The sequence below is a fragment of the Marinitoga sp. 1155 genome, assembly GCF_001021175.1.
GTDB lineage: Bacteria > Thermotogota > Thermotogae > Petrotogales > Petrotogaceae > Marinitoga.
Genome location: NZ_AZAX01000028.1, coordinates 53,297 through 80,214, shown reverse-complemented (window position 1 = coordinate 80,214; position 26,918 = coordinate 53,297). Strand labels below are relative to the sequence as shown.

At 26.8% G+C, this 26,918-nt stretch carries 29 protein-coding genes; 7 read left to right on the top strand and 22 right to left on the bottom strand.

Annotated features, from left to right (window positions below; all coding sequences use genetic code 11):
- Nucleotides 1-9: 9 nt before the first annotated feature.
- Nucleotides 10-1,968, bottom strand: a complete 1,959-nt coding sequence (locus X274_RS08780) for an IGHMBP2 family helicase (RefSeq protein WP_047266454.1) — start codon at nt 1,966-1,968, stop codon at nt 10-12.
- 69 nt (nt 1,969-2,037) lie between these two features.
- On the opposite strand from X274_RS08780, the gene X274_RS08775 reads away from it, so the two are divergent.
- The 6 genes from X274_RS08775 (at nt 2,038) to X274_RS08750 (ending at nt 7,868) form a co-directional block, all read left to right on the top strand.
- The gene (locus X274_RS08775; RefSeq protein WP_047266453.1) at nt 2,038-2,976 is read left to right on the top strand and encodes a PD-(D/E)XK nuclease family protein; all 939 of its coding nucleotides are present in this window, start codon (nt 2,038-2,040) and stop codon (nt 2,974-2,976) included.
- Nucleotides 2,977-3,133: 157 nt separating this feature from the next.
- The gene (gene rbsD, locus X274_RS08770; protein ID WP_047266452.1) at nt 3,134-3,514 is read left to right on the top strand and encodes a D-ribose pyranase; all 381 of its coding nucleotides are present in this window, start codon (nt 3,134-3,136) and stop codon (nt 3,512-3,514) included.
- The gene (locus X274_RS08765; protein WP_047266451.1) at nt 3,514-4,992 is read left to right on the top strand and encodes a sugar ABC transporter ATP-binding protein; all 1,479 of its coding nucleotides are present in this window, start codon (nt 3,514-3,516) and stop codon (nt 4,990-4,992) included. The genes rbsD and X274_RS08765 overlap by 1 nt, the downstream gene beginning before the upstream one ends.
- Nucleotides 4,992-5,921 (top strand): ABC transporter permease, encoded by a 930-nt coding sequence (locus X274_RS08760; RefSeq protein ID WP_047266450.1) that lies wholly within the window; start codon nt 4,992-4,994, stop codon nt 5,919-5,921. Before X274_RS08765 ends, X274_RS08760 begins: the two co-directional genes overlap by 1 nt.
- A 59-nt stretch (nt 5,922-5,980) precedes the next feature.
- The gene (locus tag X274_RS08755; protein WP_442914803.1) at nt 5,981-6,802 is read left to right on the top strand and encodes a D-ribose ABC transporter substrate-binding protein; all 822 of its coding nucleotides are present in this window, start codon (nt 5,981-5,983) and stop codon (nt 6,800-6,802) included.
- An 82-nt stretch (nt 6,803-6,884) separates the two neighbouring features.
- Nucleotides 6,885-7,868 (top strand): LacI family DNA-binding transcriptional regulator, encoded by a 984-nt coding sequence (locus tag X274_RS08750; RefSeq protein ID WP_047266448.1) that lies wholly within the window; start codon nt 6,885-6,887, stop codon nt 7,866-7,868.
- 4 nt (nt 7,869-7,872) lie between these two features.
- On the opposite strand, the gene aroH is transcribed toward X274_RS08750, so the two are convergent.
- The 3 genes from aroH to X274_RS08735 all read right to left on the bottom strand — a co-directional run bounded on the left by aroH (nt 7,873) and on the right by X274_RS08735 (nt 10,260).
- Entirely contained in the window at nt 7,873-8,211 is a 339-nt protein-coding gene (gene aroH, locus X274_RS08745; RefSeq protein ID WP_047266447.1) for a chorismate mutase, read from the bottom strand.
- Between the two features lie 67 nt (nt 8,212-8,278).
- Complete coding sequence (locus X274_RS08740) at nt 8,279-9,013, bottom strand: TIGR03915 family putative DNA repair protein (RefSeq protein ID WP_047266446.1); 735 nt, start codon at nt 9,011-9,013, stop codon at nt 8,279-8,281.
- Nucleotides 9,013-10,260, bottom strand: coding sequence for a putative DNA modification/repair radical SAM protein (locus tag X274_RS08735; protein ID WP_047266445.1), 1,248 nt, complete (start codon nt 10,258-10,260; stop codon nt 9,013-9,015). Before X274_RS08735 ends, X274_RS08740 begins: the two co-directional genes overlap by 1 nt.
- A 110-nt stretch (nt 10,261-10,370) precedes the next feature.
- On the opposite strand from X274_RS08735, the gene X274_RS08730 reads away from it, so the two are divergent.
- Nucleotides 10,371-11,501, top strand: a complete 1,131-nt coding sequence (locus tag X274_RS08730) for a phospholipase D-like domain-containing protein (RefSeq protein ID WP_047266444.1) — start codon at nt 10,371-10,373, stop codon at nt 11,499-11,501.
- Between the two features lie 12 nt (nt 11,502-11,513).
- On the opposite strand, the gene X274_RS08725 is transcribed toward X274_RS08730, so the two are convergent.
- The 18 genes from X274_RS08725 to X274_RS08640 form a co-directional block, all read right to left on the bottom strand.
- Nucleotides 11,514-11,996, bottom strand: coding sequence for a MogA/MoaB family molybdenum cofactor biosynthesis protein (locus X274_RS08725; protein WP_047266443.1), 483 nt, complete (start codon nt 11,994-11,996; stop codon nt 11,514-11,516).
- Nucleotides 11,993-12,469 carry a cyclic pyranopterin monophosphate synthase MoaC gene (gene moaC / locus X274_RS08720; RefSeq protein ID WP_047266442.1) on the bottom strand — a complete coding sequence of 159 codons (477 nt, stop codon included), beginning with the start codon at nt 12,467-12,469 and terminating at the stop codon, nt 11,993-11,995. The genes X274_RS08725 and moaC overlap by 4 nt, the downstream gene beginning before the upstream one ends.
- A 1-nt stretch (nt 12,470) precedes the next feature.
- Nucleotides 12,471-13,412, bottom strand: a complete 942-nt coding sequence (gene moaA, locus X274_RS08715; protein WP_047266441.1) for a GTP 3',8-cyclase MoaA — start codon at nt 13,410-13,412, stop codon at nt 12,471-12,473.
- A 5-nt stretch (nt 13,413-13,417) separates the two neighbouring features.
- On the bottom strand, nt 13,418-14,194 hold the full coding sequence (locus tag X274_RS08710; RefSeq protein WP_047266440.1) for an ABC transporter permease: 777 nt from the start codon (nt 14,192-14,194) through the stop codon (nt 13,418-13,420).
- A complete protein-coding gene (locus X274_RS08705) occupies nt 14,166-14,822 on the bottom strand; it encodes an ATP-binding cassette domain-containing protein (RefSeq protein WP_052913268.1) in 657 nt (218 codons plus the stop codon). Before X274_RS08705 ends, X274_RS08710 begins: the two co-directional genes overlap by 29 nt.
- 1 nt (nt 14,823) lies before the next feature.
- Nucleotides 14,824-15,753, bottom strand: a complete 930-nt coding sequence (locus tag X274_RS08700) for an extracellular solute-binding protein (protein WP_047266439.1) — start codon at nt 15,751-15,753, stop codon at nt 14,824-14,826.
- Between the two features lie 17 nt (nt 15,754-15,770).
- A complete protein-coding gene (locus X274_RS08695; RefSeq protein ID WP_047266438.1) occupies nt 15,771-16,226 on the bottom strand; it encodes an MOSC domain-containing protein in 456 nt (151 codons plus the stop codon).
- Between the two features lie 191 nt (nt 16,227-16,417).
- Nucleotides 16,418-18,223 (bottom strand): diguanylate cyclase domain-containing protein, encoded by a 1,806-nt coding sequence (locus tag X274_RS08690; protein WP_047266437.1) that lies wholly within the window; start codon nt 18,221-18,223, stop codon nt 16,418-16,420.
- Nucleotides 18,220-19,239 (bottom strand): ABC transporter substrate-binding protein, encoded by a 1,020-nt coding sequence (locus X274_RS08685; RefSeq protein ID WP_047266436.1) that lies wholly within the window; start codon nt 19,237-19,239, stop codon nt 18,220-18,222. Before X274_RS08685 ends, X274_RS08690 begins: the two co-directional genes overlap by 4 nt.
- A gap of 81 nt (nt 19,240-19,320) precedes the next feature.
- The gene (locus tag X274_RS08680; RefSeq protein WP_047266435.1) at nt 19,321-20,220 is read right to left on the bottom strand and encodes a phospholipase D-like domain-containing protein; all 900 of its coding nucleotides are present in this window, start codon (nt 20,218-20,220) and stop codon (nt 19,321-19,323) included.
- A 76-nt stretch (nt 20,221-20,296) separates the two neighbouring features.
- Entirely contained in the window at nt 20,297-20,947 is a 651-nt protein-coding gene (trhA, locus tag X274_RS08675) for a PAQR family membrane homeostasis protein TrhA (RefSeq protein ID WP_047266434.1), read from the bottom strand.
- A gap of 14 nt (nt 20,948-20,961) precedes the next feature.
- Nucleotides 20,962-21,339: a methylglyoxal synthase gene (locus X274_RS08670; protein WP_047266433.1), complete on the bottom strand. Its 378-nt coding sequence runs from the start codon at nt 21,337-21,339 to the stop codon at nt 20,962-20,964.
- Nucleotides 21,340-21,713: 374 nt separating this feature from the next.
- A complete protein-coding gene (locus X274_RS08665; protein WP_047266432.1) occupies nt 21,714-22,322 on the bottom strand; it encodes a V-type ATP synthase subunit D in 609 nt (202 codons plus the stop codon).
- Nucleotides 22,323-22,345: 23 nt separating this feature from the next.
- A complete protein-coding gene (locus X274_RS08660; protein WP_047266431.1) occupies nt 22,346-23,713 on the bottom strand; it encodes a V-type ATP synthase subunit B in 1,368 nt (455 codons plus the stop codon).
- A gap of 123 nt (nt 23,714-23,836) precedes the next feature.
- Nucleotides 23,837-25,585 (bottom strand): V-type ATP synthase subunit A, encoded by a 1,749-nt coding sequence (locus X274_RS08655; protein ID WP_047266430.1) that lies wholly within the window; start codon nt 25,583-25,585, stop codon nt 23,837-23,839.
- Nucleotides 25,585-26,160, bottom strand: coding sequence for a V-type ATP synthase subunit E family protein (locus X274_RS08650; protein ID WP_047266429.1), 576 nt, complete (start codon nt 26,158-26,160; stop codon nt 25,585-25,587). The genes X274_RS08655 and X274_RS08650 overlap by 1 nt, the downstream gene beginning before the upstream one ends.
- Nucleotides 26,153-26,467 carry a V-type ATP synthase subunit F gene (locus X274_RS08645; RefSeq protein ID WP_047266428.1) on the bottom strand — a complete coding sequence of 105 codons (315 nt, stop codon included), beginning with the start codon at nt 26,465-26,467 and terminating at the stop codon, nt 26,153-26,155. The genes X274_RS08650 and X274_RS08645 overlap by 8 nt, the downstream gene beginning before the upstream one ends.
- A gap of 3 nt (nt 26,468-26,470) precedes the next feature.
- The gene (locus tag X274_RS08640) at nt 26,471-26,908 is read right to left on the bottom strand and encodes an ATP synthase subunit C (RefSeq protein WP_047266427.1); all 438 of its coding nucleotides are present in this window, start codon (nt 26,906-26,908) and stop codon (nt 26,471-26,473) included.
- Nucleotides 26,909-26,918 lie beyond the last annotated feature (10 nt).

The following is a 26,918-nucleotide window of genomic DNA, read 5'->3' as shown; positions in this document are numbered from 1 at the left end:
CTTTACTTTTTAGACATCGTAATCAGATTTTTTTAACTTAATAATTTCTCCATTTTGTTCGATATATTTTATAAAATCGTTAAATAATGAATAATTGGTTATTGTTAATATATCTCCTATAACGATTAATTTTTTTCTTGCTCTTGTAATTGCCACGTTTAATCTTCTTTCATCTGTTAAAAAACCTATTAAACCTTTTTCATTACTTCTTGTTAAAGAAAATATAATAACATCTTTTTCTTTACCTTGAAATCCATCAACCGTATTAACTGTATTATTTATTTTTTCTTTTAAATATTTCACCTGATCTTTATATGGTGAAATAATTCCATAATCGATATTGTTTTTATCCAGAATTCTACTAATTTCTATAACTATTTTTGCTTCTAATGGATTGTATTTTGACGATGATCCTTTTTTTATCACTTCATATTTTTCTTGAATCTCAGAGGTGTCAACAAAAATCAGAGGTGTTTTGCTTAATATTTTATTATACGGATAATTATCGATATTAACATATATAGTTCTATTTTTAATATTTTTACTGCTTGTTAATATTCCATTATAAAACTTTTTATTAGAAAATTGCATTATTTTATCATTCATTCTATACTGAACTGTCAATATAGAAGAGTTTTCTGGATATTTTTTTATTAATCTTTCAAATAATGTTTTTGATAATATCTTTTTTGCTTTTTCACTTAAAATTGTTGGAGGAAGTTGTTTATGGTCCCCACCTATTATAAATTTTCTCCCACGAACTATTGGTATATAACATGATGGTTCAGTTGCCTGAGAACCTTCATCTATAACAACAGTATCAAATGTAATATTATCCAGTTCTTCAATACCAGCAGAACTATTTGTACTTATGATTACATCACAACTACTTATAATTTTTTTTACCAGAATTTCTTCTGATTCCTCTGCAAGATTATAAAGTTTTTGAACTTCGTTGTTAAGTTTTATCCACTCATACATTGACTTCATGTCTTCAGGAAAAATTCCTCTTGTTCCACGATTTTTTAAGGCGTATTTTTCTATTTGCTGCTCACTTAGTCCTCGTCTTATTTGAGGAATAGGCTTTTTATATTTATCCCTTTTTTCTGATAAATTAATAGCTTCTTCACGGATTTTTTCAATTTTTTTATAATCTTCATGATTTTCAACGACATAATATAATGAATGGGATATTAAATCTTTATCTATTCTACTCGGATGACCTAATCTACATACTTTTATATCTTTATAACGTATAAGATTAAATAACAAATTATCTGTTGCAGCATTTGAATCGGAAGTTGCTAAAACTTTTTTACCATTTTTTACTTCTTGCATAATAATTTCTGTTAGAGTTCGAGTCTTTCCTGTACCTGGAGGACCATGTATTAGAAAAATATCTTTACTGCCAACTGCTTCTTTCACAGCCTTTTTTTGCGAATCATTTAAATCTTTATCATAAAAAGATAAACCTACGTTTTCAGGTTGCTTTGGTTTCTTATTACCTAAAATAATAGACTTTAAAATTTTAAGCTTTCCTTCACTATAATGAAGTTTTAAAATTGCATTCTGCATACGTTTAAAAGTTATTTCATTTAAATATAAGTCTACTCTAATATTTTTTGATTTTTGGATCCAGATAGGTGGTCTATTTGAAAAAGATACAACAATATATTTATTTCCAATTTCTGTAACAGAACCTGTTAAATCACTTTTTAAAGGATTACCTTTGCTAATCAATACAACATCTCCAACAGAAATATCTGTTTTAAAAGGCTCTTCTCTTCCAAATTTAATTAAATATATTCCCCCAATTTCTTTTCTTATAAATTTACCTTTTAAATTGTTTATAGCTCGTCCTATTTTTTCTCTATTTTTTCCATATAACTTTATTTCATTAATCATAGTTTTTATTTCGGCTTCTTTTTCTAAATCAATAGCTTCGTATAATAATTCTAAATAATTCATATTGTATCTCCTTTCTTTTTTTATAATAGCATAATTTTGTTATAATAAAGTATCGAAAGGTGGGATAATATGATTGGTGAATATCCGGAAAAATCCTGGTCATTTTCAAAAGACAAATTATTATCGAAATGCCCAAGGGCATATTATTATTCTAAATTTCTGATATGGGGCGGTTGGGAAAAAACGGCACCAGAAAGGTCAAAAATGGCCTATAGACTAAGTAAACTAACAACTATTGAACAATTTTTAGGATCTTTAATACACGATTATATTGCTAATAACATAACAGCTTTAAAAACTCCTGATTTAAAAATGGCATTGAAAAATATTGGATATGAATTTAATAAAGCTGTATATTATTCAAAAAAGTATCAAAAAGAATGGGAGAAAAATCCTAAAAGTATAGTTATGTTTTATTCTATTTATTATAAAAATAGAAATATATTTGAAAATGAATTTGGAAAAAAAATAAAAGAAAAAACTAAAATTTTGCTTCAAAATTATTATAATTCTAAAACGTTAAAAGATATACAAAACGGTATAAAAATAATGGAAATAGACAAAGAAAATAATTTTTCTTCTTTTTTTATTGATGATTATAAAATATATTCTATAATTGATTTTATGTATAAAAAAGGTAGTGAAGTTATTATCGTTGATTGGAAAACTGGTAAAAAATCAAAAGATGATGACTTTCAATTAAAATTATATGCATTATATGCTTATAAGAATTATACTATTAATTTAGAAAAAATCACATTGATAAATGAATATTTGCTGGAGGGTATTTCTGAAGAAAAAAAATATAACAAAGATGATATTTTAAAGGTAGAAGAGCATATTAAATCAAGAATAAAAATACTCGAATCTTATTTAAATGATAAAAAAAGAAATATTCCAAAAGACGAAATCTATTTTCAAGCAAAACCTTCAAAGTATAATTGTAAATGGTGTAATTTCAAAGCAATATGTCCAGAGTATAAGGAAAATTTTATTAATAAAAATTAAATAATATTAATATAAAATTAAAAAAGACTTCTATTTAGAGATAATTGGTTCAAATCTCTGTTTATTTTTTGTTATTGGATTTTGAATAATATGTAAAGTATGTTATTCTTATTTCAGAAAACGTTTTCAAGAACGTTTTTTGAAAGGGGTGAATGCGGTGAAAAAAAAAGGAATATTTAATTCTGAAATTTCTTCTGTAATTGCTTCCATGGGACATACAGATACTATTGCTGTTGTAGATATGGGTTTTCCAATTTCAAAAGATATTAAAAAAATTGATTTAGTAATAGATATCGGCAATCCAACACTTGAACAGGTTACAAAAATTCTATTAAAAGAATTACATATAGAAAAAATTATTATTGCTAAAGAATCATCTGAAGATTTTATAAATTTAATTAAAAAGTTTAATAAAAATATTGAGTTTGTATCTCACGAAAATCTAAAAAAACTTTCTACTAATTGTAAAGCTATAATTAGAACTGGTGAAAATAAACCTTATTTTAACGCTATTTTTGTTTCAGGAGTGATATTTTAATGTTATTAGAATTAATAAAAGTGACAAAACAATTCCCCGGTGTTTTAGCTTTGGATAATATAGATTTTAAACTTAATCCTGGTGAAGTTCATGCCTTGTTAGGTGAAAATGGAGCTGGAAAAAGCACTCTGATAAAAATTATAGGTGGAGTAATAAAAGCTGATAAAGGAAAAATAATTTATAATGACGAAGAAATTTCTTTTTCAAATCCTTCAGAAGCAATAAATCGTGGAATCGCTACCATACATCAGGAATTAAATTTATTTGAGGATTTAACTGTAGCAGAAAATATTTTTATTGGAAATATAAATAAATTCTTTGTAAATAAAAAACAGTTAATTGATGAAGCTCAAAAAATTTTAACAGCTAATAATTTTAATATAAAAGCTGAAACAATTGTAAAAGATTTAAATACATCAGAAAAACAATTAGTATCAATAGCAAAAGCTTTATCCTTGAACTCAAAAATTATTATTATGGATGAACCAACAGCAGCTATAACTGAACATGAAACTAAAAATCTTTTTAAAATAATAAAAGAGTTAAAAAATAATGGAATAGGTATTATTTTTATTTCTCATAGATTAGAAGAAGTTTTTGAAATAGCCGATAAAGTTACTGTTTTAAGAGATGGGAAATATATTGGTAGTGGTTCTGTAGATAATTTTTCACAGGAAGATCTTATAAATATGATGGTTGGAAGAAAAATAGACGAGATGTTTCCTAAATATAATAAAATTGAAAATAAAGTAATTTTTTCTATAAAAAAACTTAAAGTGGGAAATGTAGTTAGAGATGTTTCATTTGATGTAAAAGAAGGTGAAATCTTTGGAATAGCTGGATTAGTAGGATCTGGAAAATCCGAAATTCCTTTAGCCATTTATGGATATATACCAGCAAAATGGGAAAGTTTAATAATTAATAATAGAAAAATAAAAAAAATAGATAACCCTAACAAAGCCTTAGAATATGGTATAGCACTGGTTCCAGAAGATAGAAAAAGCATGGGATTGATATTAGAATTAGATATTATGAAAAATATAATAATCCAAAATATTAAATTAATTGAAAAGTATGGTATATTATTTTGGAAAAAAGCTAAAAAAATTGCAAAAGATGAAATTAAAAAGTACTCTATCAAAGCAACATCATACAAACAAAAAGCTGGAAATTTATCTGGAGGAAATCAGCAAAAGGTTGTATTATCCAAAGTTTTAAAAAGAAATCCAAAAGTGGTTTTTCTGGTTGAACCGACAAGGGGTATAGATGTTGGAGCAAAAGTAGAAGTCTATAATATAGTTAATAATTTAGCTAATTCAGGAAATGCTGTAATTTTTATATCTTCAGAATTACCTGAGATAGTAAGTTTGTGCGATAGAGTTATGGTTATGCATAGAGGTAAAAGTATGGGAATATTAGAACAAAAAAACATAAATCAGGAAAACATTTTAAAGTTAGCTACTGGAGTTGATATTTAATGAATGGAAAAATTATTTTGAAAAAAATGAAAGAATATCCAGCAATAGTTGGTTTTATAGGTATTTCAATATTTTTTTCAATTTTAAGTGATAGGTTCCTTACAATATCTAATATAATTAATGTCTTTAGACAGGTTTCTATTCAGGCGGTAATGGCTTTTGGTATGACTATGGTTATAATATCAGGAGGCATAGATCTATCTGTTGGATCTATTTTTGCACTATCTGCAGTTATAATGGCATCTGTTTTAAAAACTGGTTCTATCTTTTTAGGTATAATAACAGCATTAGTTATAGGCGCATTGATGGGATTTGTTAATGGATTTATTATAGCAAAAGGGAGAATCCAACCATTTATTGTAACACTAGCAACTATGGCTATTGGTAGAAGTTTAACATTAGTATATACTCAGGGAATGCCTATCTCAGGGTTTTCTTCAAGTTTTAGAGTTATAGGAAGAGGAGATTTTTTCGGAATACCTTATCCTATAATAATTATGTTAGGTACTTTTACTTTGATATGGTATATATCATCAAATACAAAATTAGGATTATATACATATGCAATTGGCGGAAATGAAATGGCAGCTAAACTTAGTGGGGTTAAAGTTGTTAAATATAAAATAGTTATATATATGATTAGTGGAATTTTATCAGCGCTAAGCGCTATACTTTTAACCGCCAGGCTTAATAGTGCCCAACCTACATTTGGAACAGGATATGAATTAGATGCTATTGCAGCTGTTGTTTTAGGAGGAGCGAGTTTAACCGGTGGAAAGGGTAGTGTCGTTGGCACTATTTTTGGAGCTCTAATAATGGGAATAATCAATAATGGACTTAATTTATTAAACGTATCTCCCTTTTACCAACAGGCTGTAAAGGGTATTGTTATATTAATTGCAATACTGTTGGAAAGGGAAGAAAAATAGGGGGTGTATGTATGAAAAAAACTGTATTATTTGTAACATTTATTATTTTATTTTCATTGATGGCATTTAGTATTAAAATCGGATTATCTCTTTCAACATTGAACAATCCATTTTTTGTTGAGTTAAGGAATGGAGCTTTACAAGAAGCAGTAAATCAAGGTGTGGATATAGTAGTTGTTGATGCCCAGGATAAATCGTATAAGCAACTAAATGATATCGAAGACCTTGTTCAACAAAGAGTTGATTTAATAATTATCAACCCTACTGACAGTGATGCTATAGTCGCTGCAGTTGAAGAAGCAAATGATGCAGGTATTCCTGTCATTACTGTCGACAGAGCAGCAAATGGTGGCAAGGTTATTTTGCATATTGCTTCTGATAATGTTGCTGGTGGTGCTATGGCAGCAAAATATATTGCAGAACTTTTAAATGGCAAAGGAAATGTAGTAGAATTGGAAGGTATTCCTGGTACTTCTGCTGCAAGAGATAGAGGTAAAGGCTTTGAAAATGAATTAAAAAAATATCCAAACTTAAAGCTTATAGCCAAACAAACGGCTAATTTCAATAGAGCAGAAGGATTAACTGTTATGGAAAATTTATTGCAAGCATATCCAGATATCGATGCAGTTTTTGCTCAAAATGATGAAATGGCATTAGGTGCAATAGAAGCAATTAAATCAGAAGGAAAATTAGGAAAAATTGTCGTTGTTGGTTTTGATGCTATCCCAGATGCTATTGCAGCTGTAAAAAATGGTGAAATGGCAGCAACTGTTGCTCAACAACCTTCTTTAATGGGGGAATTAGCAGTTAGAAAAGCTGTTGAATATTTAGAAACAAAGACTATTTACATACCAGTTAATTTAAAATTAGTAGTAAAATAAAATGGGGGCTTCCCCCATTTTTAATTTTTTATTAGTATATAAACATATTTTTTATAAACATATTTTTAAGAGGTGTTTTTTTATGAAAAGAATTAGCATTAAGGATGTTGCCAAAGAGGCCGGTGTTTCTATTTCAACAGTCTCTAGAGTTATTAATAATAGTACTTATGTGAATAAAGAATTAAAAAAAAAGGTTGAAATTGCAATAAAAAAGTTGAATTACAACCCAAACATCTTAGCCCAAAATTTAAGACGTGGTAATACCAAAACGATAGGATTCGTAATTCCAGATATTACAAATCCTTTTTTCCCAAATATAGTAAAAGGGGTTGAAGATTATTTAAAACAGAAGGATTATACTCTTCTATTAAGTAATTCAGATCAGAATTTAGAAATAGAAACTAAAATAATCAATACTTTAATTTCCAAACATATAGACGGTATTATATTTACAGGAACAGGATTATATAATCCAACTTTAGAAAAATTAATAGATAAAGGTCTAAAAATAGTTTTTCTTGATAGAATTTTGGAAGATGTCAATGCTTCTTATGTTATTTGTGATAATAAATCTGGAATTTTAGATTTATTAAATTATTTATATAATAATGGAAAAAGGAGTTTTTATTTTATAAATGGAAGCAAAAATACATTTAGTGCAAAAATAAGATATGAAACATTTATTGATTTTATGAAAGAAAAAAACATATATAATTATAAACACGTTTATACTAATTTTTCTTATGAAGCAGGATTCAAATTTGGAAAACGCATAAAAGCATTACCTGATGTAATTATAGGAGGAAATGATTTAATTGCATATGGTATAATTGATTCTCTTCAGGAAAAAGGAATACAAATTCCTCAAGATGTTGAGGTTACAGGTTTTGATGATATATTTTTTAGTAGACATTATAAACCTTCGCTAACTACTATAAGACAACCAATATATGAATTGGGGTACAAAGCAGCTGAATTAATTTTAAATTTAATTGAAGAAAAACAAAAAAAAATAAGAGGTATTATATTAAAACCCACATTGATAATTAGAGATTCAACGAAATAAATATTTATTTTAAATCTTTTCTTAAATCTCTCGCATTATGTAAATATATAAAATTTTGAGTATCACTCTCACAAAGAATTAAAAATCTTATTATTCCGTTTGCAGAATTCTCAAAAACAGCTTCCTGGAATGTCATTAAAGGTATATTATTTAATCCGAAGTGCTTTCGTATGGCTGTTATAGGATTATATGCTGTTATGTCTGGAGTTACAGAACATAATATAGCAATTATATTTTTTATGTTATTATTTTGAATGATTTTATTGTATAATTCTATAGAACGATTTTTTATATGTTCTTTTTCATTTTTATCTATAGAAGTAGCGCCTCTAATTCCTATCATAACACACCTCTTTTATTAGAATCATTTTACATTATATCATAAGAATACATAAAAATTATGATAATTATCAAATTTCTGTAAGATATTTCCAATATCGTTGAGGCATAAATTGTTTCTGAAGACGTATATTTTTTCTTTCTGATATAGCAACATTTTTAAAATATGTTTTCCATAAACTTTGAAACTCTTTTTCAGAAGAAGATATACTTTTTTCTAAGTTCATATTATAATTTAATATTTTGACTAACTCTAATTTTTTATCATATATAATAGCCAAACCACGCTTTAAATCGTGAATTATCCATATTTTATTTTTTAGTCTGTCACTAAAATGTGAAGCAAGCAAAGTGATTATATTATGATCCGGTTCAAATGGTGCATATAGGATTCCATTAAACAACTCTCTAAATCTCAATAACCCTAAAAATCTCTGTTTTTCCTTTATAACCTTATATATTGCATTTTTAACACTTAAAACATAGTTTTTTTCAATATGTATTTCTGCATTTCTTTGCATTTTAAGAGATAAATTAAAGTATTTTATTATACTACTCTCAATATTTTCTATTTCGGAAAGATATGCAAGATAAATATTTTTTAATATTTGTTTATCCAATTTTTTTATAATGAATTCACCAACTATTCTTGATTTTTCAAAGTCCGATTCTATATAGTCAATTATGTTAAATATCGTTGGATTGCTTTTTTTGAATACAAGATCAGGTATAAATCTTTTATTATAACAATAAAAGATTAATGTTAATAATCCCTGAAAAGTCCCATCATAAATAAGTATTTTCATTATCTCGCCACCTTCTGTATTGAGTTTGGTAAGAATAGTGGAATTTTATATTCTTTGTTTTTTAACAACTCTTCTTTAATTGTGTCTGGTGTTAATAATAAATTTGAATAATATTTTCCATTACAGGTTATAAAATATTTTGCTCTTTTTAAAACAACTCCTATTTTTCTTAACTTTTCAAAGGTTAATGGAGAATATTTTCTAATTTTTATAATAGTTAAAGCTGATTTTACACCTATCCCTGGAACTCGTAAAAGCATTTCATAAGATGATTTGTTTATTTCCACGGGAAAATATTGAAAATTTCTCAACGCCCATGAGGTTTTAGGATCTAATTTTTCATCTAAATATGGATATTCTGTATTTACAATTTCCTCCGCTTTAAATTTATAAAATCTTATGAGCCAATCTGCTTGATATAATCTATGCTCTCTATTTAGCGGTGGTAAAATATCGGGTAATTTTTTGTCATTATTCACTTTTATAAAAGCTGAATAATAAACTCTTTTCATGTTGAATTTTTTATACATTATTTCTGCGAGTTTTAAAATTTGAAAATCATTTTCTGGTGAAGCTCCAACAATTAATTGAGTACTATGACCTGCAGGAATAAACACAGGAGCTTTTTTATATTTTTTTCTTTCTTCAATATTTGCTAACATATTTTTACCAAGGTATGACATTGGTTTTAATATATTTTCTCTTTTTTTCTGTGGGGCCAATAATTTCAAACTTTTTTCACTTGGGAGCTCTATATTTACGCTTAATCTATCAGCATAATAACCAGCTTCACGAATTAATTTCAAATCAGCTCCTGGAATTGCTTTAAGGTGTATATATCCGTTAAATCTTTCATCGATTCTTAATTTTTTAGCAACTCTTAACATTTGTTCCATTGTATAATCTGGACTTTTTACAACCGCAGAACTTAGAAATAATCCTTCTATGTAGTTCCTTTTATAAAAATTTATTGTTAATTTAACAATTTCATCTATTTTGAAAGTAGCTCTTTTCACATCATTACTCGACCTATTTATGCAATATACACAATCATAAATGCATGCGTTTGAAAATAGTATTTTTAGAAGAGATATACACCTGCCATCTCCTGTCCAACTATGGCATATTCCGCTATTCACAGCATTACCTAATCCATTTGAATTATTTTTTTCACTCCCGCTTGAAGCACAAGAAACATCATATTTAGCAGATGCTGATAATATTTTTAATTTCTCTAACATTTCCATAGTTTCACCTACTAAAAAATAATATTTTAAACATCTACAATTATTATACTACATTCAAGTATGAAAAAACAATAGAATTATGTAAATTTTATGTTATAGGAGGAGTTTTTATGAAAAAAAATTTTTTGATTATTTTTTTATTGAGTGTATATTCCATAATTTTTGCTATTTCAGAAGGGAATTTTATTATTAGTTCTAAAGATTTAGAATTACCTGGAGAATATTACGATGGAAATAATTATTTTTGGAGAGCAGATTATCATCTCGAAGATTTAAAAGAAGCAACTGATTTAAATATTGAAATTCATAATATCAGTGATGATTCGACTGTACTTTTTTTTGATGAAGGTAATAATGAGAAAAAAAATTGGAAATATATAAAATCATTATTGGATAATGCGAAAAAATTTGTATGGATAGCAATATACGATGTTAATTATTATCCTTTTATAAAAGAATTAAAAGAGCTAAAGAATAAAAATATCGATATAAGATTAATAATAGAATCACAAAACATCAATTCCTATATATCTGGATTAAAAAAATCTGGCATATTGGTAAAATATGATAAAAATTATAAATTAATGCACAATAAATTTATAATTATTGATGGTTATTGTGTAATAACCGGAAGCACCAATTTTACAAATAATGGTTTTGGATATAACTCCAATAATTCAATAATAATATTTTCAAATGAGTTGGCACAGGATTATATGAATGAATTTAATGAAATGTATAACGGATATTTTGGTAAAAATTCGATTGATAATAAACCATATAAAAAAGTAGAATTTGACAGTGGATTAATAGAACCTTATTTTACTCCAGAAGATGATTTAACAAATAGAATAATAAAATTAATAAATGAAGCCAATAAAAAAATCCATGTTATGATATTTACATTCAGCAAACGTCAAATAGCTGATGCATTAATAGATGCAAAAAAAAGAGGTGTTGATGTCAAAATTATTGCGGAAGAATATCAATCAAATTATAACTGGGCTCAGATAAATTATTTAAAACAAAATGGCATTAATGTTATATTAGATAAAAATGACAAAACGTTTCATCATAAAGTAATTATAATAGATGAAAAAATAACTCTTACCGGTTCTTTCAATTTTACGAATTCTGCACAATATAATAATGATGAGAATTCTTTAATAATTCATAGTAAGTATATATCAGAAGTTTATGAAAAGGAATTTGAAAGATTATGGCAAAAATATCAAAAATAAATTATGCTTTTATTATCGCGCACAATCACCACCTAAATCTTTTATTTTTTCTATCGCATGTGGGATAGCAGGTAATAATACCTGCAAGTTTTCTTGTACAGCTTTTGGACTTCCAGGAAGATTTATAATTAATGTTTTATTTGCAATTCCAACAACAGCTCTTGATAGCATTCCATGAGGAGTTTTTTTTAGAGCTGTTGTTATCATGGCTATTTCCATGCTATATATCCTTCTTTCAATAACTTCTAAAGTAGCTTCTGGAGTTACATCTCTTGTTGTTAATCCCGTTCCTCCAGTTGTTAATATTATGTCGATATCTTTTTTTATTAATTCTTTTAATTCTTGAGAAATCTGTTCTTTTTCATCTGGCAATATTTTATATCCAATTAATTTTCCGCCTATGTTATTCATTAAATCTTGAATTATTTTTCCACTAATATCTTCCCTTTCACCCTTTGAGCCTTTATCGCTTAAAGTTAGAACAAAATATTTCATAAATTATCCTCCCTTAAAAAATGTCCGCTTTTCCCACCAGATTTTTCAATTAAATATATATCCGAAATTTCCATTTCTCTGTCAATAGCTTTACACATATCATAAATTGTAAGGGCTGCAATATTCACAGCAGTTAATGCTTCCATCTCTATACCAGTCTGAGAATGTGTTTTTGCTAATGAAAATATTTCGATATTATTATCGTTTATTTTAAATTCAATATCAATTTTCGAAATAAATATATTATGACACATTGGTATCAATTCAGAAGTCCGTTTTGCTCCCATAATACCAGCTATTTTTGCTGTAGTTAAAACATTACCTTTAATTATTTTTCCAGAAACTATTGCTTTTAATGTTTCCTTTTTCATCTTTATCTTTCCATGAGCACGGGCTATTCTTAAAGTTATGTTTTTCCCAGATACATCAACCATATTAACATTTCCATTTTTATCAATATGTGTAAAATCCATTCTACCCCCCCATTTTATGCATAGGCGTTTTCTTTGTTAATTTACTTAAATAGTGTCGTTTGGGTTTCTCAAAAATAGCAAATTTTATTTTCTCTTTTAATTTATCTTCTTCTAAAATAACATCTTTTATTGAAATATGGTAATCAAAAGCCAAACATGGATAAATTTTTCCATCTGCAGAAATTCTAATTTTATTGCAGCTTGAACAAAAATTATGTGTAATAGCAGAAATAAAACCTATGTATGAATTTAGTTCCTTTATTAAATAGTAATTTGAAGGACCTGAACCGAATTTTATTTTTACAGGAATTAAATTATATTTTTCCTTTATTTTATCCTTTAAAGTTTTTTCGCTAATAAAATCACTATCATTATAATTTTTTCCAATAGGCATTAATTCAATAAATCTAATAGGCAAGTTCAATTTTGCCGCAAATTCAATTAAATCAAAGATTTCTGATAAATTTCTTTTTTGAATAACTGTATTGAGCTTGACTTTTAAACCTATTTTCAGTGATTTTTCAAGCCCATTTAAAACATTTTGCAGTTCATCTCTTTTAGTAATATTTTTGAAATTTTCACTATTCAGAGAATCCAGGCTAAAATTCACTTCATTTAAACCATTCTTTTTGAGTTCATCAGCAAGATAATACATTAAAGAACCATTTGTCGTTATACTAAATGTTCCAAAATATTTTTTTATTATTTTAGCAACATCAACAATATCCATTCTCAATGTTGGCTCTCCACCTGTTAACCTTATCTTTTTAAAATTTAAATCCTTTAAAGTTTTAACTAATACTTCTATTTCTTTTAATGTAAGTAGTTCATTATCTTGCATAAATTTTACTTCTTCATTCATGCAATAATTACATCTAAAATTACATTTATCAGTTAACGAAAGTCTAATATATTCAACTTTTCTATTGTATTTATCTTTCATAATAATTACCTCGATTCTGTGTATTTCCAGAAATTTTGTACTATTCTAATGAATACAAATATAATCATTGACATAATAAATATTAAAGCGGTTAGCGCTAATGCCTGTTTTAATCCATATCCCTGAAATTTATCGTAGGTAAGGACAGATAAAGTCATGGGATAATATGCTAATATAGCAACAGCACCAAATTCTGAAATACTTCTTGCCCACATTAATAAGGAACCTGTAATTATTTCATGTTTTACCATTGGTAAAGCTATAAAAACAAAGCTTTTAAAAGGTGTTGCACCTAAAGAACGTGCAACTTTCTCATATCTTATATCAACTTTTTTAAACCCATCTTTTACCGAATTTACAAAAACACTAAAACTCAAAAAACTCATCGCTGCAACAATTCCCCAAAATGTATGTACAAAAGAAATACCAAATAACCCAAAACTTTTCCCTATAAATGAATTTCTTCCTAAAGTCATTAATAATGCGATTCCCGCAGCTGTGTGGGGAATAGTCTGAGGAATATCGATAATAGCCTCTAAAATGGCTTTAAAGGGAAAATCAAATCGAATAATACCATAAGCAAAAGGAATGCCAAATATTACGGCTATTAATGTTGCTAATATTGCTGCAGAAAAAGTTATTTTAACAGTATTTAAAAATTCCGGAGTTTTAGAAATCTCAATTAATAATTGATAATCTACATTTAGAAATACAGTAAGAAAAGGTAATAATATCGCAAATACAAAAGCAAAACTAATAATTATAATTATATTTCTGAACATATGATTCCTCCGTCAAAACTCCATTAAAAATTTTATAAACTTTTGAATTATTAATAATTTCATTTTTATCATGGGTTACATGAATAGTTGTTAAATTATACTCCTGATTGATTTCATGCAATAATTTTAAAATATCCTTTTTTATATCCTGATCTAAAGCTGATAATGGTTCATCAAGTAATAATATATCAGGCTTTGTCACCAGAGCTCTTGCTAATGCAACTCGCTGTTTTTCTCCCCCGGATAGAACCTGAACTTTTCTATTTAAGATATGAGAAATATTTAATCTTTCTATTATATAATGGAAATATTCAAAATCACTAATTTTTTTCATTTTCATACCAAATTCAATATTTTTTCTTACATTTAAGTGTGGGAAAAGATGATAATTTTGATATACAAAACCTATATTTCTTTTCTCCGGCGGTAATAAAGTAATATCCTTTTTGCCAAAAAATATTTTTCCCTTATGTTTTACAAATCCTGCAATTGATTCCAAGAATAGTGTTTTTCCTGACCCTGTTGGACCAATTATATAAATATAATTTCCAGAATTTATTTTTAATCTATTTACATTTAAAAAAAAATGATTAAAAACAATCTCAAAATTTTCAATTAATATTTCCAAATTAATACCCCCATAATTCCTTTAAGTCTTCAGGTAAATTTTCTGGAAAGTCAACATTCGCAAATAAATTCATTCCTTTTTCTTTAAAAATTTCTTTTCCTTTTTTGGAATACATAAATTTTATAAATTTCATGGCAATATTATAATGAGGTGCATTTTTTAATATAGTAAAACTATAGTTTATAGGTTTCCCATAAATCTTTATTTTTCCCCCATCTTTTCCAGGAACTTCTACAAATACTTTTTTATAATTTTCTTTATATTTTATTGAAGAAAGATTTATTTTTTCAGGTAATTCTATATATTTTAAATTATATTGAAAAGCAATTGATTTATACAAAAATGCATAATCCATTTCATTAGCCTCTAAATATGCAATTAAATCAACTGATTTTTTTAGAATCATTCTATTTCTGGAATTCAAAAATTTTTTATATAATCCATTTTCATTATAATATTTTTCTGCTAATTGCAGTGTCATTAATGTTCTATATCCCGCTGGATCCAGTTCTGGATTAGAATGTCCAAAAATAACATTTTTATTAAAAATAATTTTATACCAGTTTTTTTCATTTATTTGAACTTTATATTTTGAATTATCAGTATAAGCCAAAACAAGACTATTATTAGAAAAAACAACATTGAAATTCACATATCTGTTATATAAAAACTCTGGGATAATAGTATAATCTGCGACAAAAGCAATATCGGCTAATTGATTTAATTCTGTAATTCTCCTTGCAACTACTAAACTTCCAGACCCCATTAATTGAACATTTATATCAGGATTTTCTCTTTCAAATTCAATGGATAGAGCTTTTAAAACATTGGTTAAAGAACCCGCATGAAAAATTACCAACTTTTCGGCCGGAGTTTGAACTGATAATACTAGAAAAACATATATCAAAATTTTTATCAAAATTTTTTTCATAATATCACCCCAAAAATTCAAACATTTACTGTCTTGCCAGTATAAAAAATAACTTTATCTCCAATTTTTATTTCGCCACCTTCAAGTACCTTTAAAAATATTCCTTCCAGTGGCATAACACATTTTCCAATAGTCTGATAAATTGCACAAGATGTATGACATTTTTTCCCTATTTGTGTAATTTCTAACAGAGTATTACCAATTTTTACTTTTGTTCCTACAGGTAATTTGTATATTTCTCCGCTTTTAATAGTAACATTTTCCGCAAAATCACCATATTTTAGCTCATATCCATACTTCCGCATCTTATCAATACTTTCTTCTGAAAGCATTGATATTTGCCTATGCCAATTTCCAGCATGTGAATCACCAACAATTCCCCAATTGACTTTTAATTCTGCTTTTTGAACTGGTTCTTTAACAACTCCCTTTTTTTTTGAAATATTAATAGAAACTACAACACTTTCTATCAAAGCAATCCCTCCAATAAACCAAGCATTATTTGTCAAAACACCATAATGTTCTTTATATTTTTGTTTTATAAATTATATCATTTTTCATATTTTTTACAAAATCCCATAATTACATTTCTAAAAAATTAATTTAAAAACAACTTTCAAATTCTTGTTATTTTAATGTATAATTTAAAATATCTTTTTTTATTCTATCTATTTGAATTCTTTTTTCTTTTATTTTTATACATCAGTTCGTCTGCTTTTGAAATAATAGAATCAAGTGTTTCCTTGTGATTATATTCGATAAATCCAAAACTTACACTGTAATTAATTTTACTTTTTTCACTGAGTTTTTTAAGTTCTTCTGTTATATTTTTTTCGAGTCTACGAGCATCTTCTAATTTACAATTATATAAGCCAACAAAAAATTCATCACCGCCATAACGAGCTAAAATGTCAGATCTTCTTATATGTTTTTTAATTGTTTCAGATATAACTTTTAAAGCTTTATCTCCTTCATTATGACCATATGTATCATTTATGATTTTTAAATTATCAACATCTATAAAACCTATTGTAACTGGTTTTTTTTCTCTTTTGGATAAAAATATCAATTCTTCTAAGAGGTGAAACCCGGCATTTCTATTATATATTCCTGTTAAAGAATCATAATGAGCTAATTTTTGCAATTTAAATTCATTTTCTTTTAATTTTGTAATATCTCTGCTGATTAAAGCTATACCAATAACCTTCGAATCTCGATATATTGGATAATAATTATTGCTTACCCAATATATGCTTCCATCTAATCTTTTTATGGGTTTTTCAACTATGAAATTTTTCTCATTTTTAAGAGAAAATTCAATTTCATCAAAAAACTGATCTTCTCCTTTAAATATTTCCTTTAAATTATCATTTTCTTTTATTTTTTTATTAAAATCTCTTTTAGCCCATTTTTTGAAAACAGAATTAGCCAAAATAATATTTAAATTTTTATCAACATATAAAATCCCATCCTGGCTATTTTCTATTATAGATTTTAATAACATTTCTGATTTTTCAAGTTTTTCTTTTGTTATATTTAACTCCTTAGTATATTCTTTTAAAGATTTTAATAAATATTCCAATTCCAAATTTTGATTTTTAGTAATTTGTATTTGTTTTCTTAATTCAGCTGTTCTTCTTTTTATTATATTATTCATAACCCATATAATTAAAGCTAATACTATGAGTATTAATAAAGATATTGTAAGAATTAATGTTATCCATAACGGAATTTTGGCATTATGTAAATATTTACTTGTAATTGTATAATATACAGAATTAGGGTTGCTTTTTAAATTTGTTAAATTGGAATCTATTTTATGTATAATATCCCGCAAATTGTCTTTATGATATATCAAATATGCATTGATAAGATAAAATGAAATAGGCGTTTCAAATGCATTATATTTTTTATAAAGCATCATTCCAACGTAATAATTTACCAATCCTGCATCAATCTCTTTTTTTATTAAAGCTCTAAATATGTCTTCATATGTATTGTATTCTAAAAATCTTATGTTTAAATCAAATGTATCATCAATTTTTTTTAGCCCTTTTTCTCCAAGATAAAAAATATCATTTTTTAATACTCCAATTGTTTTGTTTTTTAAATCAAAAAAATTATGTATTTTTGTATTTTTTAAAGTGAAAATTTTTCCATATGTGTCATATAAAGGAACAGTATTATACTTAAAAATTTCACTTCTATCTTTTGTATACCCAACTCCTAATAAAATATCTATTAAATCATTTTCTAAATATTCCAACCCTTCAGAAAAGTTTAAATAAACATATTTAACATCTATATTCTCTTTTTTAAATATATAATCCATAATTTCCGGAAGAATACCTTTTATTTTACCATTTTCGGCATACATAAGGGGAGGATTTTCATATACTCCAACTTTGAGTGTATTTCCAAATAAATATGTAAAAGATAAAATAACTAAAATAATAAATATTTTTTTCATTGGGGATACACCTCAAATAAAAGTTTTTTATTTATTTCACCATACTTATCGAATTTTACGATCCCAAAGGAAGTATTAAATGTATTATTTAAAAGATATTTTTTTATTTCTTCTGATCTATTTGGAGTATTTTTATAAGCATAATATAATATTTCCAAAGTTTCATAAATAATATTTGCATAAATATTTGGATATTCATTATATAGCTCCTTAAATTTACGGGAATATTCTGAATAATTTGAAAAGTAATAAGGTAATATTATATTTTTTTTATTATCTAACAAATCGATTAAATGTTTATCATTAAACCAAGGTAAAATTATTATATTTATTTTCGGATTCATTTTTTTCAATAAGTTTATTATTAAAGCACTTTTGTTGATAGAGCTTATCATAATATATGCATAATTTTCATTATTATAGTACAGTTTGATTTTTTCTATTGAATTTTCCGGTGTATTTAAAGGAATAAGATTAATATTTCCATAATAAAAATCCTTAAAATTCTCAAATGAATTATTTATATAAATCGGATTTTCATATCCTTTTATAATAAGAATTTCGTCTGTTTTTTCATTCAAATATTCTGCGATTTGCTTTTGTTCATTTTTATTATTAGGAATAATTCTTACAAACCAATCATCTTTGTTTGTATAAATATCAGAAGTAATAGAAGCACCTATTCCAAGAATTTTATCTTTTTTAAGCAGGGGATAGACAGGATTAAATGAAGTAGAATCTGTAGCAAATATCATTATGCTCACGTTTTTCTTTTTTAATTTATTATATACTTTTAAAGAATCCTCGGCATTTCCTTTTGCATCTTCATAATAAATCTTTATATTAGAATATTTATATTTTTTGGAAAATGTGTTGACTGCCTTAACAATATCTTCCATAGAAAATGTCTCATCTCCAGAAAAATTCCCAATTATGCCTATTTTTAATGGCGATTTTATAATATAAAAGAAAAGAATAAATATTAAAATAAAAATAAATATAAAATTTTTTTTCATGATATCCCCCATAAAAAATTTTTACATGAAGTAATTATACTATAATTTATTAAAAATACAAAACAATGATGTAAAAATTAATTATTGATTCCATAATTTATTGAATAAATCGAACAATATTTGTCTAATATCTTTATTGTATATAATTAAGATATATTCATCATTTTTTTCGCGAGCTCTATATGTTAGATTATAACTTCCCAACAATAAACCATGTTCATTTACTAATAATTTTAAATGCATATTTCTATATTTTTTTAAAATTTTATATTCTATACCTTTTAGATATTTTAAATTTGATACAAACTTTTCATTCCAGTTATCGGCAATAATTTTTACGTCAACATTTATGGATGATAATTTTTCAAATGAATATAATATTCGACCATCAGTAAATGAATAAGTAAATATATATAAAAATTTTTTAGATGATAAAATAAAATTATTTATAGAGTTGTATATATTTTTTGAGGGTCCGGTTATAAAAATTATTTTTCCAATATCTTTTGAATAAATAGATTTATTCTCTATATTCTTGTTTTTTCCAAATTTACCATTTTGAAAATTTTGAAATTCTTTTAAAAAAAGAGATGTTATTGCTTGATCTTCTGTATATATATAAACATTTAAATCTTCAAATATACTACCGCTTGTAAAATTCCCCGTTCCAAATAGTACACTTTTATTATCAAATATCATGAATTTTTCATGTAAATATCCCTCAGTATTTTTATCAGGCAGTATATTATTGCTTTTAATATCATACATATTAAATTCTATAAAACCTTCGACATTGTTCTTGTTATTTAATATAGACAAAAAAGGGGCATTCAAACTCAATGATACAAATTTTATATTGTTAGAAATAATAATTTTTTCCTCTATAAAATCTGCCAATTCATAAGACGGAGTAATAAAAATTCTATAAGAATATAAAAATAGAGAAAAAAATAAATATAAAATCAAAAAAAATTTTTTCATGATGTACCTCCAAAAACCAAAAAGCTCCAGAGGAGCTTTTTGGTTGATAATATAATATTAAAGTGTATTCAAACACTTAATTCAAAACATAAAAAAATACTGCAATAAAATGAGAAATACTTCCACCTAAAACAAATAAATGCCATATCATATGACTATAAGGTAACTTCCTCCATATATAAAAAACAGCACCAACGGTGTATAATAAACCTCCTATTACAAGCCATATTATTCCACCTAAAGGTAATGAAGATATTAATGGATTTATTGCGAAAATTATCATCCAACCCATTCCAATATATAGAAGCGTTGAGATTATTCTGAATTTTTTTACAAAAAAAGGTTTTAACCCTATACCGATTAATGCTAATACCCATATAGTTGTGAAAATCGTCCATCCAATTTTACCGTTTAGTGTTACTAAAGTAAATGGAGTATATGTGCCTGCTATTAATAAATAGATTGAAGAATGATCTATTATTTCTAATATTTGTTTTGTTTTTTTATGTTGAATACTATGATATAAAGTTGAAGCAAGGTATAATAAAAATAAACTTATTCCATATATAGTAACACTAACGGTTTGTAAAAAAGTTCCTTTTAACGTTGAAAAGACAATCAATAAAACTAAAGCAGCTATACTCAAGATAGCCCCTATACCATGAGTTATAGAATTTGCAATTTCTTCTCCTTTTGTATATTTTTCATAATTATCTAAATCTTTAATAATTCCACCTTCTCTTATTTAAATTTTTTCTCTATTTCTAATACAAGCCCTTCTGCTGTCGCTAAATTGGTAGCAAGAGGTATATTATGTACATCACAAACTCTCATTAAAGCAGAAACATCTGGTTCATGAGGTTGTGCTGTTAAAGGATCTCTTAAAAATATAACAAAATCCATGCTTCCTGCTGCAATCATTGCACCTATTTGCAAGTCTCCTCCATATGGACCTGACGCAAATTTTGTTACATTTAATCCAACCTTTTCTTCTATTAAAGTTCCAGTGGAACTGGTAGCATAAAGATTACATTTTTCAAATACATACTTCCATTCCTTTACAAACATAACTAAATCCAATTTCTTTTTATCATGAGCAATTAATGCAACATTTATCATATTTTCCCTCCATATTATGAATTTATGTTCAAATATAGTACATTCCTATAATTATAAATTAATAAAAAAAAAGACCCTAACCACATAAGCCGGGTCTTATAATAACTCTCACTAATAATTATATCATAAAAAACTCTTTTTGTCAAGTTAAATTTTATTATCTATATAGATTGTCTAAAAAGTCTCAAATGAAACGAAGACTCGAAGATTGCCCTTAAAATTATGAATGGAAGCCGTCAAAATTACATGGACGTAATTTTGAGCGAAACAATACACGATGTATTGTTTGAGCGACGGCTGAGAATGAATAATTTTAAGGATTAGCAATCAAGCTGTCTGAGTGAATTTGACTTTTTAGATATCGTAATCTATAATTATCTTTTTAATTTTTTTAATTTAAAAAATTCTTCTCTTTCAAATTCCTCAAGAGTATCCTGAATAAATTTAATAGAACTTTGTAGTTGAGGTATTACAATATTTTCAAGTGCAGAAACCCTTTTTTTAGTCTTTTTTACTTCATGTGCAAGTTTGTAAACCTTATTTTCAATCATGGAAGCTTCTATAATTAATCCCAAAACTGTTTTAAAAGATATATATGCTTGATCTAATGCAGCATCTGTTCTATAAATTTCATAAGGAATATCTATTTTTTGCTCTTCTTTATAAATTTCTGGAACCTCAACACCCATTATACTTCTGAATCTTATTTTTAAATCATCGTATTCTAAAACCCCATTTGCATATTCTTCAACATTTTCTATTCCTAAATCAAGATTTGCCAGTTGCAAAGATTCATAAGCTTTATTAAATATTTTTAATATTCTATCCTGAACACTCTTAGCCTGATCTATTAAATCTACTAATTCTTTCATTATAATATTTCTTTTTTTCTCCAGCAAATCATGTCCCTGTTTTGCAAGAATAATCTGTTGTTTTAAATTTATTAAATTTCCTTTTGTCGGTATAGTTTGATTAAAAATCATTATTCCACCTTCAATCTTAAAGGTTATTTTTTATAATATTTCTCTATATAATTCTTTTTTATTCTTGTTAGTTCTGTCTTCGGTAATATAGAAAGTATTTTCCAGGCAATATTTAATGTATCTTCAAGTGTTCTTTCTTCATTAAAACTCTGATTAATAAATTCATTTTCAAAGGTTTTTCCAAACTCCAGATACAATTTATCTATATCAGATAAATCATCTTCTCCAATTATAGCAGCCAAAGATCTTATTTCAAACACCCTAGAATAAGATGCAAAAAGCTGTGATGATACATCCGGATGATCTTCTCTGGTAAATCCTTTACCAATTCCATCTTTCATCAATCTTGAAAGAGATGGTAAAACATTTATAGGTGGGTATATATTTTTTCTATGTAATTCTCTTGATAAAACAATTTGGCCTTCTGTTATAAAACCGGTTAAATCTGGTATTGGATGAGTAATATCATCATTTGGCATAGTTAATATAGGTATTTGGGTTACAGAACCATTTTTCCCTTTAATCATACCAGCTCTTTCATATATCGAAGCTAAATCTGAGTAAAGATACCCAGGGAAACCTTTTCTTCCAGGAATTTCACCTCTATAATTTGATAATTCCCTTAATGCTTCACAATAATTGGTCATATCATTTAAAATTACAAGAACATGTTTTCCTAAATCAAAAGCCAAGTATTCAGCAACTGCAAGAGCCATTCTTGGCGTAGCTATCCTTTCGACGACAGGGTCACTGGCCAGATTTAAAAACACCACCATATTTTCTATGGCGCCACTTTCTTCAAAATTTTTAATTATGAAATTTGCATCGTCTTTTTTTAAACCTATTGCACCAAATACAACAGCAAATTCTTCATTTGATTTTAATTTAGCCTGTTTGGCAATTTGAACCGCTAATTTATTATGAGGTAATCCATTTCCTGAAAAAATAGGAAGTTTCTGACCACGTATTAATGTAAGCATACTATCAATTGCTGAAATACCTGTTTGAATAAAATCTCGAGGATATTCACGGGCGGCCGGATTTATTGCTGATCCGTTTATATCTACACTTTTTTGTGCAATTATTTCACCCATTTCATCAATAGGTCTTCCCAGTCCATCAAATGTTCTTCCAAGTATATCTGGAGATAAATTTATTTCTAGTGGTTTTCCTAAAAACTTTATTTTTGGTTCATTAAGAGATAATTCTTGAGTTCCTTCAAACACCTGAATAACGGCTGCATCTTCACTTATCATAATAACTTTACCCAATCTGGTTTTATTATTATGTTCAATTTCGACAACTTCATCGTATCTTATATCTTTAACATTTTCTATTATAATGAGAGGTCCTCGAATTTGAGATATCCCCTGATATTCTCGTATTGCCATATGTACACCTCCGATATAGCATACTACACACCCGCGGTGGAATGTTGAATATAGCTCATTTTTCATTAATACATTTTCAATATTGTGCTTTCGCACACCTGGAGTGGAAGTAAGGATTTATTATCATTTACTATATATATTTTCTAATTTTTCAAAATGTGTATTTAAAAATCCTTCTATACTTTTAAACTCTTTTATAGTTTTTATTTCTTCTTTCATTGTCAGCAATTTTGAAATAACCTCTGCAGGTAAAACCTGACTTATTGCTATTGATTTTTCAATATATTTTTTTGAACGTGAGTAGGTATCCATAATTGTTTTTAATAAATAATATTGTTTTTCTAACGGACAATAAGAATCTATTTCGCTAAAAGCACTTTGTTGTAATATACCTACTTTTATTATTTTCGATATTAAAACAGTAAGTTTTTGATCGTCAGGCAAAACATCTTCACCAACTATTTTTATAATCTGTTGAAGCCTATCATCTTCTGTTAATAATTTCATAGCTTCATCTCTATAATAATTCCATTGTTTTTTAACATTATTTGCGAACCATTCATTTAAATCTTCCTTATATTCACTATAACTTGTAAGCCAATTAATAGATGGATAATGCCTTGAATAAGCCAGATTTTTATCTAATCCCCAAAAACACTTTACAAATCTCTTCGTATTCTGAGTTACTGGCTCCGAAAAGTCTCCACCAGGAGGTGAAACAGCTCCTATAATAGTAACCGATCCAACGGTTCCATTTATATTTTCTGTAATCCCTGCTCTTTCATAAAATTGACCTATCCTCGATGCTAAATATGAAGGATATCCCTCTTCAGCCGGCATTTCTTCAAGTCTCCCAGAAAGTTCTCTTAAAGCCTCAGCCCAACGCGATGTTGAATCCGCCATAACAGCAACGTTATATCCCATATCTCTAAAATATTCTGCAATTGTAATCCCGGTATATATTGACGCTTCTCTTGCTGACACAGGCATATTGGAAGTATTGGCAATTAAAACAGTTCTATCCATTAACGGAGCTCCAGTTTTCGGATCTTTTAAATTTGGAAATTCTTCTAAAACTTCTGTCATCTCATTCCCTCGTTCTCCACATCCAATATACACAATTATATCAGCATCAGCCCATTTTGCGAGTTGATGTTGTGTAATAGTCTTTCCTGTTCCAAATCCTCCAGGAATAGCAGCAGTTCCACCCTTACTAATAGGGAAAAACAAGTCTATAACTCTTTGGCCTGTTATTAATGGTATTTTGGGTTCTAATCTATTCTTTACTGGTCTTGGAATTTTTACCGGCCATTCATGATACATTTTAATTTCTCTTATTCCATATTTTGTTTCTATTTTTGCCAGTATATCTGTAACTTTATAATTCCCGTTTTCTTTTATTTCAACAATTTTTCCATTCATATCCGGTGGAATTAATATTTTATGGGTTAAACTTTTTGTTTCCTGAACTTCTGCAAGAATGTCTCCACCATTAACTTCATCTCCTACATTTTTCAGGAAAGATACTTCCCAATATTTTGTTGTATCCAATCCAAAAGCATCTATTCCTCTTCCTATAAAAGATCCTGACTTTTCTATTAATTCATTTAAAGGTCTCTGGATGCCATCATATATACTACCCAATAATCCTGGACCTAATGCAACTGATAACATTTTTCCTGTTCCTTCTATTGGTTCAGTTGGTTTTAACATAGAAGTTTCTTCATACACCTGAATGGTAGCAATATCTCCATCTATTCTTATTACTTCTCCTGTCAGCTTAAATTCGCCAACTCTAACCATTTCATTCATAAACAGATTTTTAGCCCCATCAGCTTTTACAACAGGACCATTAATTTCTTTTATTTTCATTATATATCACCTACCTCTTCTAATACAAGACGAAAGATCATATTTTTATTTTCTCGAATATATGACTCAATTGTATTTTTAATACTTACATTTTTGCTTTTTAAAATGATTCCACCTTTAATTTCATTATCAGACTCAATTTTGCAATCTGATACAAATGTTTTTATAATTTCTACATCACCAGGATTACACAATATTATATAATCATCATTTACTAATTTTACTGCGTCAAAATATAGTTTTTGATAAAAATATTTTTTTCGCTCATTTTCCAAATTTAACATTTTATTTTCTATTTCATCTAATACTTTTTTTAATAAATTATTTTTAAGTTTTAACTTTTCCTCTTTTATACGAAGTTCCGCTTTAGATTTTGCAAGCTTTAATATATGTTTTGCTTTATCATTAGCTTCCTTTAATTTTCTTTGACTATATTTTTCAATATCTTCTTCAAAACTCTTTTTTAGTTTTTCAAATTCATCATCATATTGTTTTTTTAAAGATTTATATTCAACTTCATAATCTTTTTCCAATAATTCAAGCATATTTTTTAATTTTAATTCTGTATCATTCATTAATTCTCACCCCAATGGCTTCCTCTACATATTTTGTAATAAAATCTTTATCTCCACGCCATCCATGTCTATCTGGAATTACAAAGATTAGAGGAAGTTTTCCAGAAAGTTTATGTTCTTTCAGTTCTTCTTCTATCTTTTCAGCTGCTAATTCTGTTATTAATATAACCCCTATTTCTTTATTTTTAAGAACACTATTAAATGTATTCAAAATTTCATTTCTTTCATGAACAACAACTCCAGAAACTCCACTTAGTCTTAATCCTATAGAAGTATCTATGTTGTCGCTAATAAGAAAGAATTTCATGAATTATATCCTCCCAAGAATCATTATGGTTACAATAAGTCCATAAATAGCTATACCTTCAGCCAAACCTACATAAATAAGGGTTTTTCCTAACAACTCTGGCTTTTCACTAATAGCTCCAACAGATGCTGCACCAACCATCCCAACACCGACACCTGCTCCAACTGCGGCCAACCCTGTTGCTAATGCTGCACCTATTAAACCAAGACCTGTATTATTAGTAGTATCAACAGCAGGTGTTGTTGTTGTATTTGTTTCAGCAAATGCTGATGTAGGAGTTAAAGTTATAAAAGCAAAAAGCATAATCATCACAAACAAAACTATATTTCCAGCAAAAACTTTTTTTGCAAACATTCTTGATTTCTCAGGATTCTTTGAAAAATAGAATCCAGATACAACTGTTAAAAATACTAAAACAAAAAGAGAAACAACATATGCCATAACTAACACC

Excerpts from the sequence above, each read along its gene's own strand:
- X274_RS08780 (WP_047266454.1), bottom strand. The coding sequence starts at position 1,968 with ATGAATTATTTAGAATTATTATACGAAGCTATTGATTTAGAAAAAGAA.
- X274_RS08775 (WP_047266453.1), top strand. The coding sequence starts at position 2,038 with ATGATTGGTGAATATCCGGAAAAATCCTGGTCATTTTCAAAAGACAAA.
- X274_RS08765 (WP_047266451.1), top strand. The coding sequence starts at position 3,514 with ATGTTATTAGAATTAATAAAAGTGACAAAACAATTCCCCGGTGTTTTA.
- X274_RS08760 (WP_047266450.1), top strand. The coding sequence starts at position 4,992 with ATGAATGGAAAAATTATTTTGAAAAAAATGAAAGAATATCCAGCAATA.
- X274_RS08755 (WP_442914803.1), top strand. The coding sequence starts at position 5,981 with ATGGCATTTAGTATTAAAATCGGATTATCTCTTTCAACATTGAACAAT.
- X274_RS08750 (WP_047266448.1), top strand. The coding sequence starts at position 6,885 with ATGAAAAGAATTAGCATTAAGGATGTTGCCAAAGAGGCCGGTGTTTCT.
- aroH (WP_047266447.1), bottom strand. The coding sequence starts at position 8,211 with ATGATAGGAATTAGAGGCGCTACTTCTATAGATAAAAATGAAAAAGAA.
- X274_RS08740 (WP_047266446.1), bottom strand. The coding sequence starts at position 9,013 with ATGAAAATACTTATTTATGATGGGACTTTTCAGGGATTATTAACATTA.
- X274_RS08735 (WP_047266445.1), bottom strand. The coding sequence starts at position 10,260 with ATGGAAATGTTAGAGAAATTAAAAATATTATCAGCATCTGCTAAATAT.
- X274_RS08730 (WP_047266444.1), top strand. The coding sequence starts at position 10,371 with ATGAAAAAAAATTTTTTGATTATTTTTTTATTGAGTGTATATTCCATA.
- X274_RS08725 (WP_047266443.1), bottom strand. The coding sequence starts at position 11,996 with ATGAAATATTTTGTTCTAACTTTAAGCGATAAAGGCTCAAAGGGTGAA.
- moaC (WP_047266442.1), bottom strand. The coding sequence starts at position 12,469 with ATGGATTTTACACATATTGATAAAAATGGAAATGTTAATATGGTTGAT.
- moaA (WP_047266441.1), bottom strand. The coding sequence starts at position 13,412 with ATGAAAGATAAATACAATAGAAAAGTTGAATATATTAGACTTTCGTTA.
- X274_RS08710 (WP_047266440.1), bottom strand. The coding sequence starts at position 14,194 with ATGTTCAGAAATATAATTATAATTATTAGTTTTGCTTTTGTATTTGCG.
- X274_RS08700 (WP_047266439.1), bottom strand. The coding sequence starts at position 15,753 with ATGAAAAAAATTTTGATAAAAATTTTGATATATGTTTTTCTAGTATTA.
- X274_RS08690 (WP_047266437.1), bottom strand. The coding sequence starts at position 18,223 with ATGAAAAAAATATTTATTATTTTAGTTATTTTATCTTTTACATATTTA.
- X274_RS08685 (WP_047266436.1), bottom strand. The coding sequence starts at position 19,239 with ATGAAAAAAAATTTTATATTTATTTTTATTTTAATATTTATTCTTTTC.
- X274_RS08680 (WP_047266435.1), bottom strand. The coding sequence starts at position 20,220 with ATGAAAAAATTTTTTTTGATTTTATATTTATTTTTTTCTCTATTTTTA.
- X274_RS08670 (WP_047266433.1), bottom strand. The coding sequence starts at position 21,339 with ATGATAAATGTTGCATTAATTGCTCATGATAAAAAGAAATTGGATTTA.
- X274_RS08665 (WP_047266432.1), bottom strand. The coding sequence starts at position 22,322 with ATGATTTTTAATCAAACTATACCGACAAAAGGAAATTTAATAAATTTA.
- X274_RS08660 (WP_047266431.1), bottom strand. The coding sequence starts at position 23,713 with ATGGCAATACGAGAATATCAGGGGATATCTCAAATTCGAGGACCTCTC.
- X274_RS08655 (WP_047266430.1), bottom strand. The coding sequence starts at position 25,585 with ATGAAAATAAAAGAAATTAATGGTCCTGTTGTAAAAGCTGATGGGGCT.
- X274_RS08650 (WP_047266429.1), bottom strand. The coding sequence starts at position 26,160 with ATGAATGATACAGAATTAAAATTAAAAAATATGCTTGAATTATTGGAA.
- X274_RS08645 (WP_047266428.1), bottom strand. The coding sequence starts at position 26,467 with ATGAAATTCTTTCTTATTAGCGACAACATAGATACTTCTATAGGATTA.
- X274_RS08640 (WP_047266427.1), bottom strand. The coding sequence starts at position 26,908 with ATGGCATATGTTGTTTCTCTTTTTGTTTTAGTATTTTTAACAGTTGTA.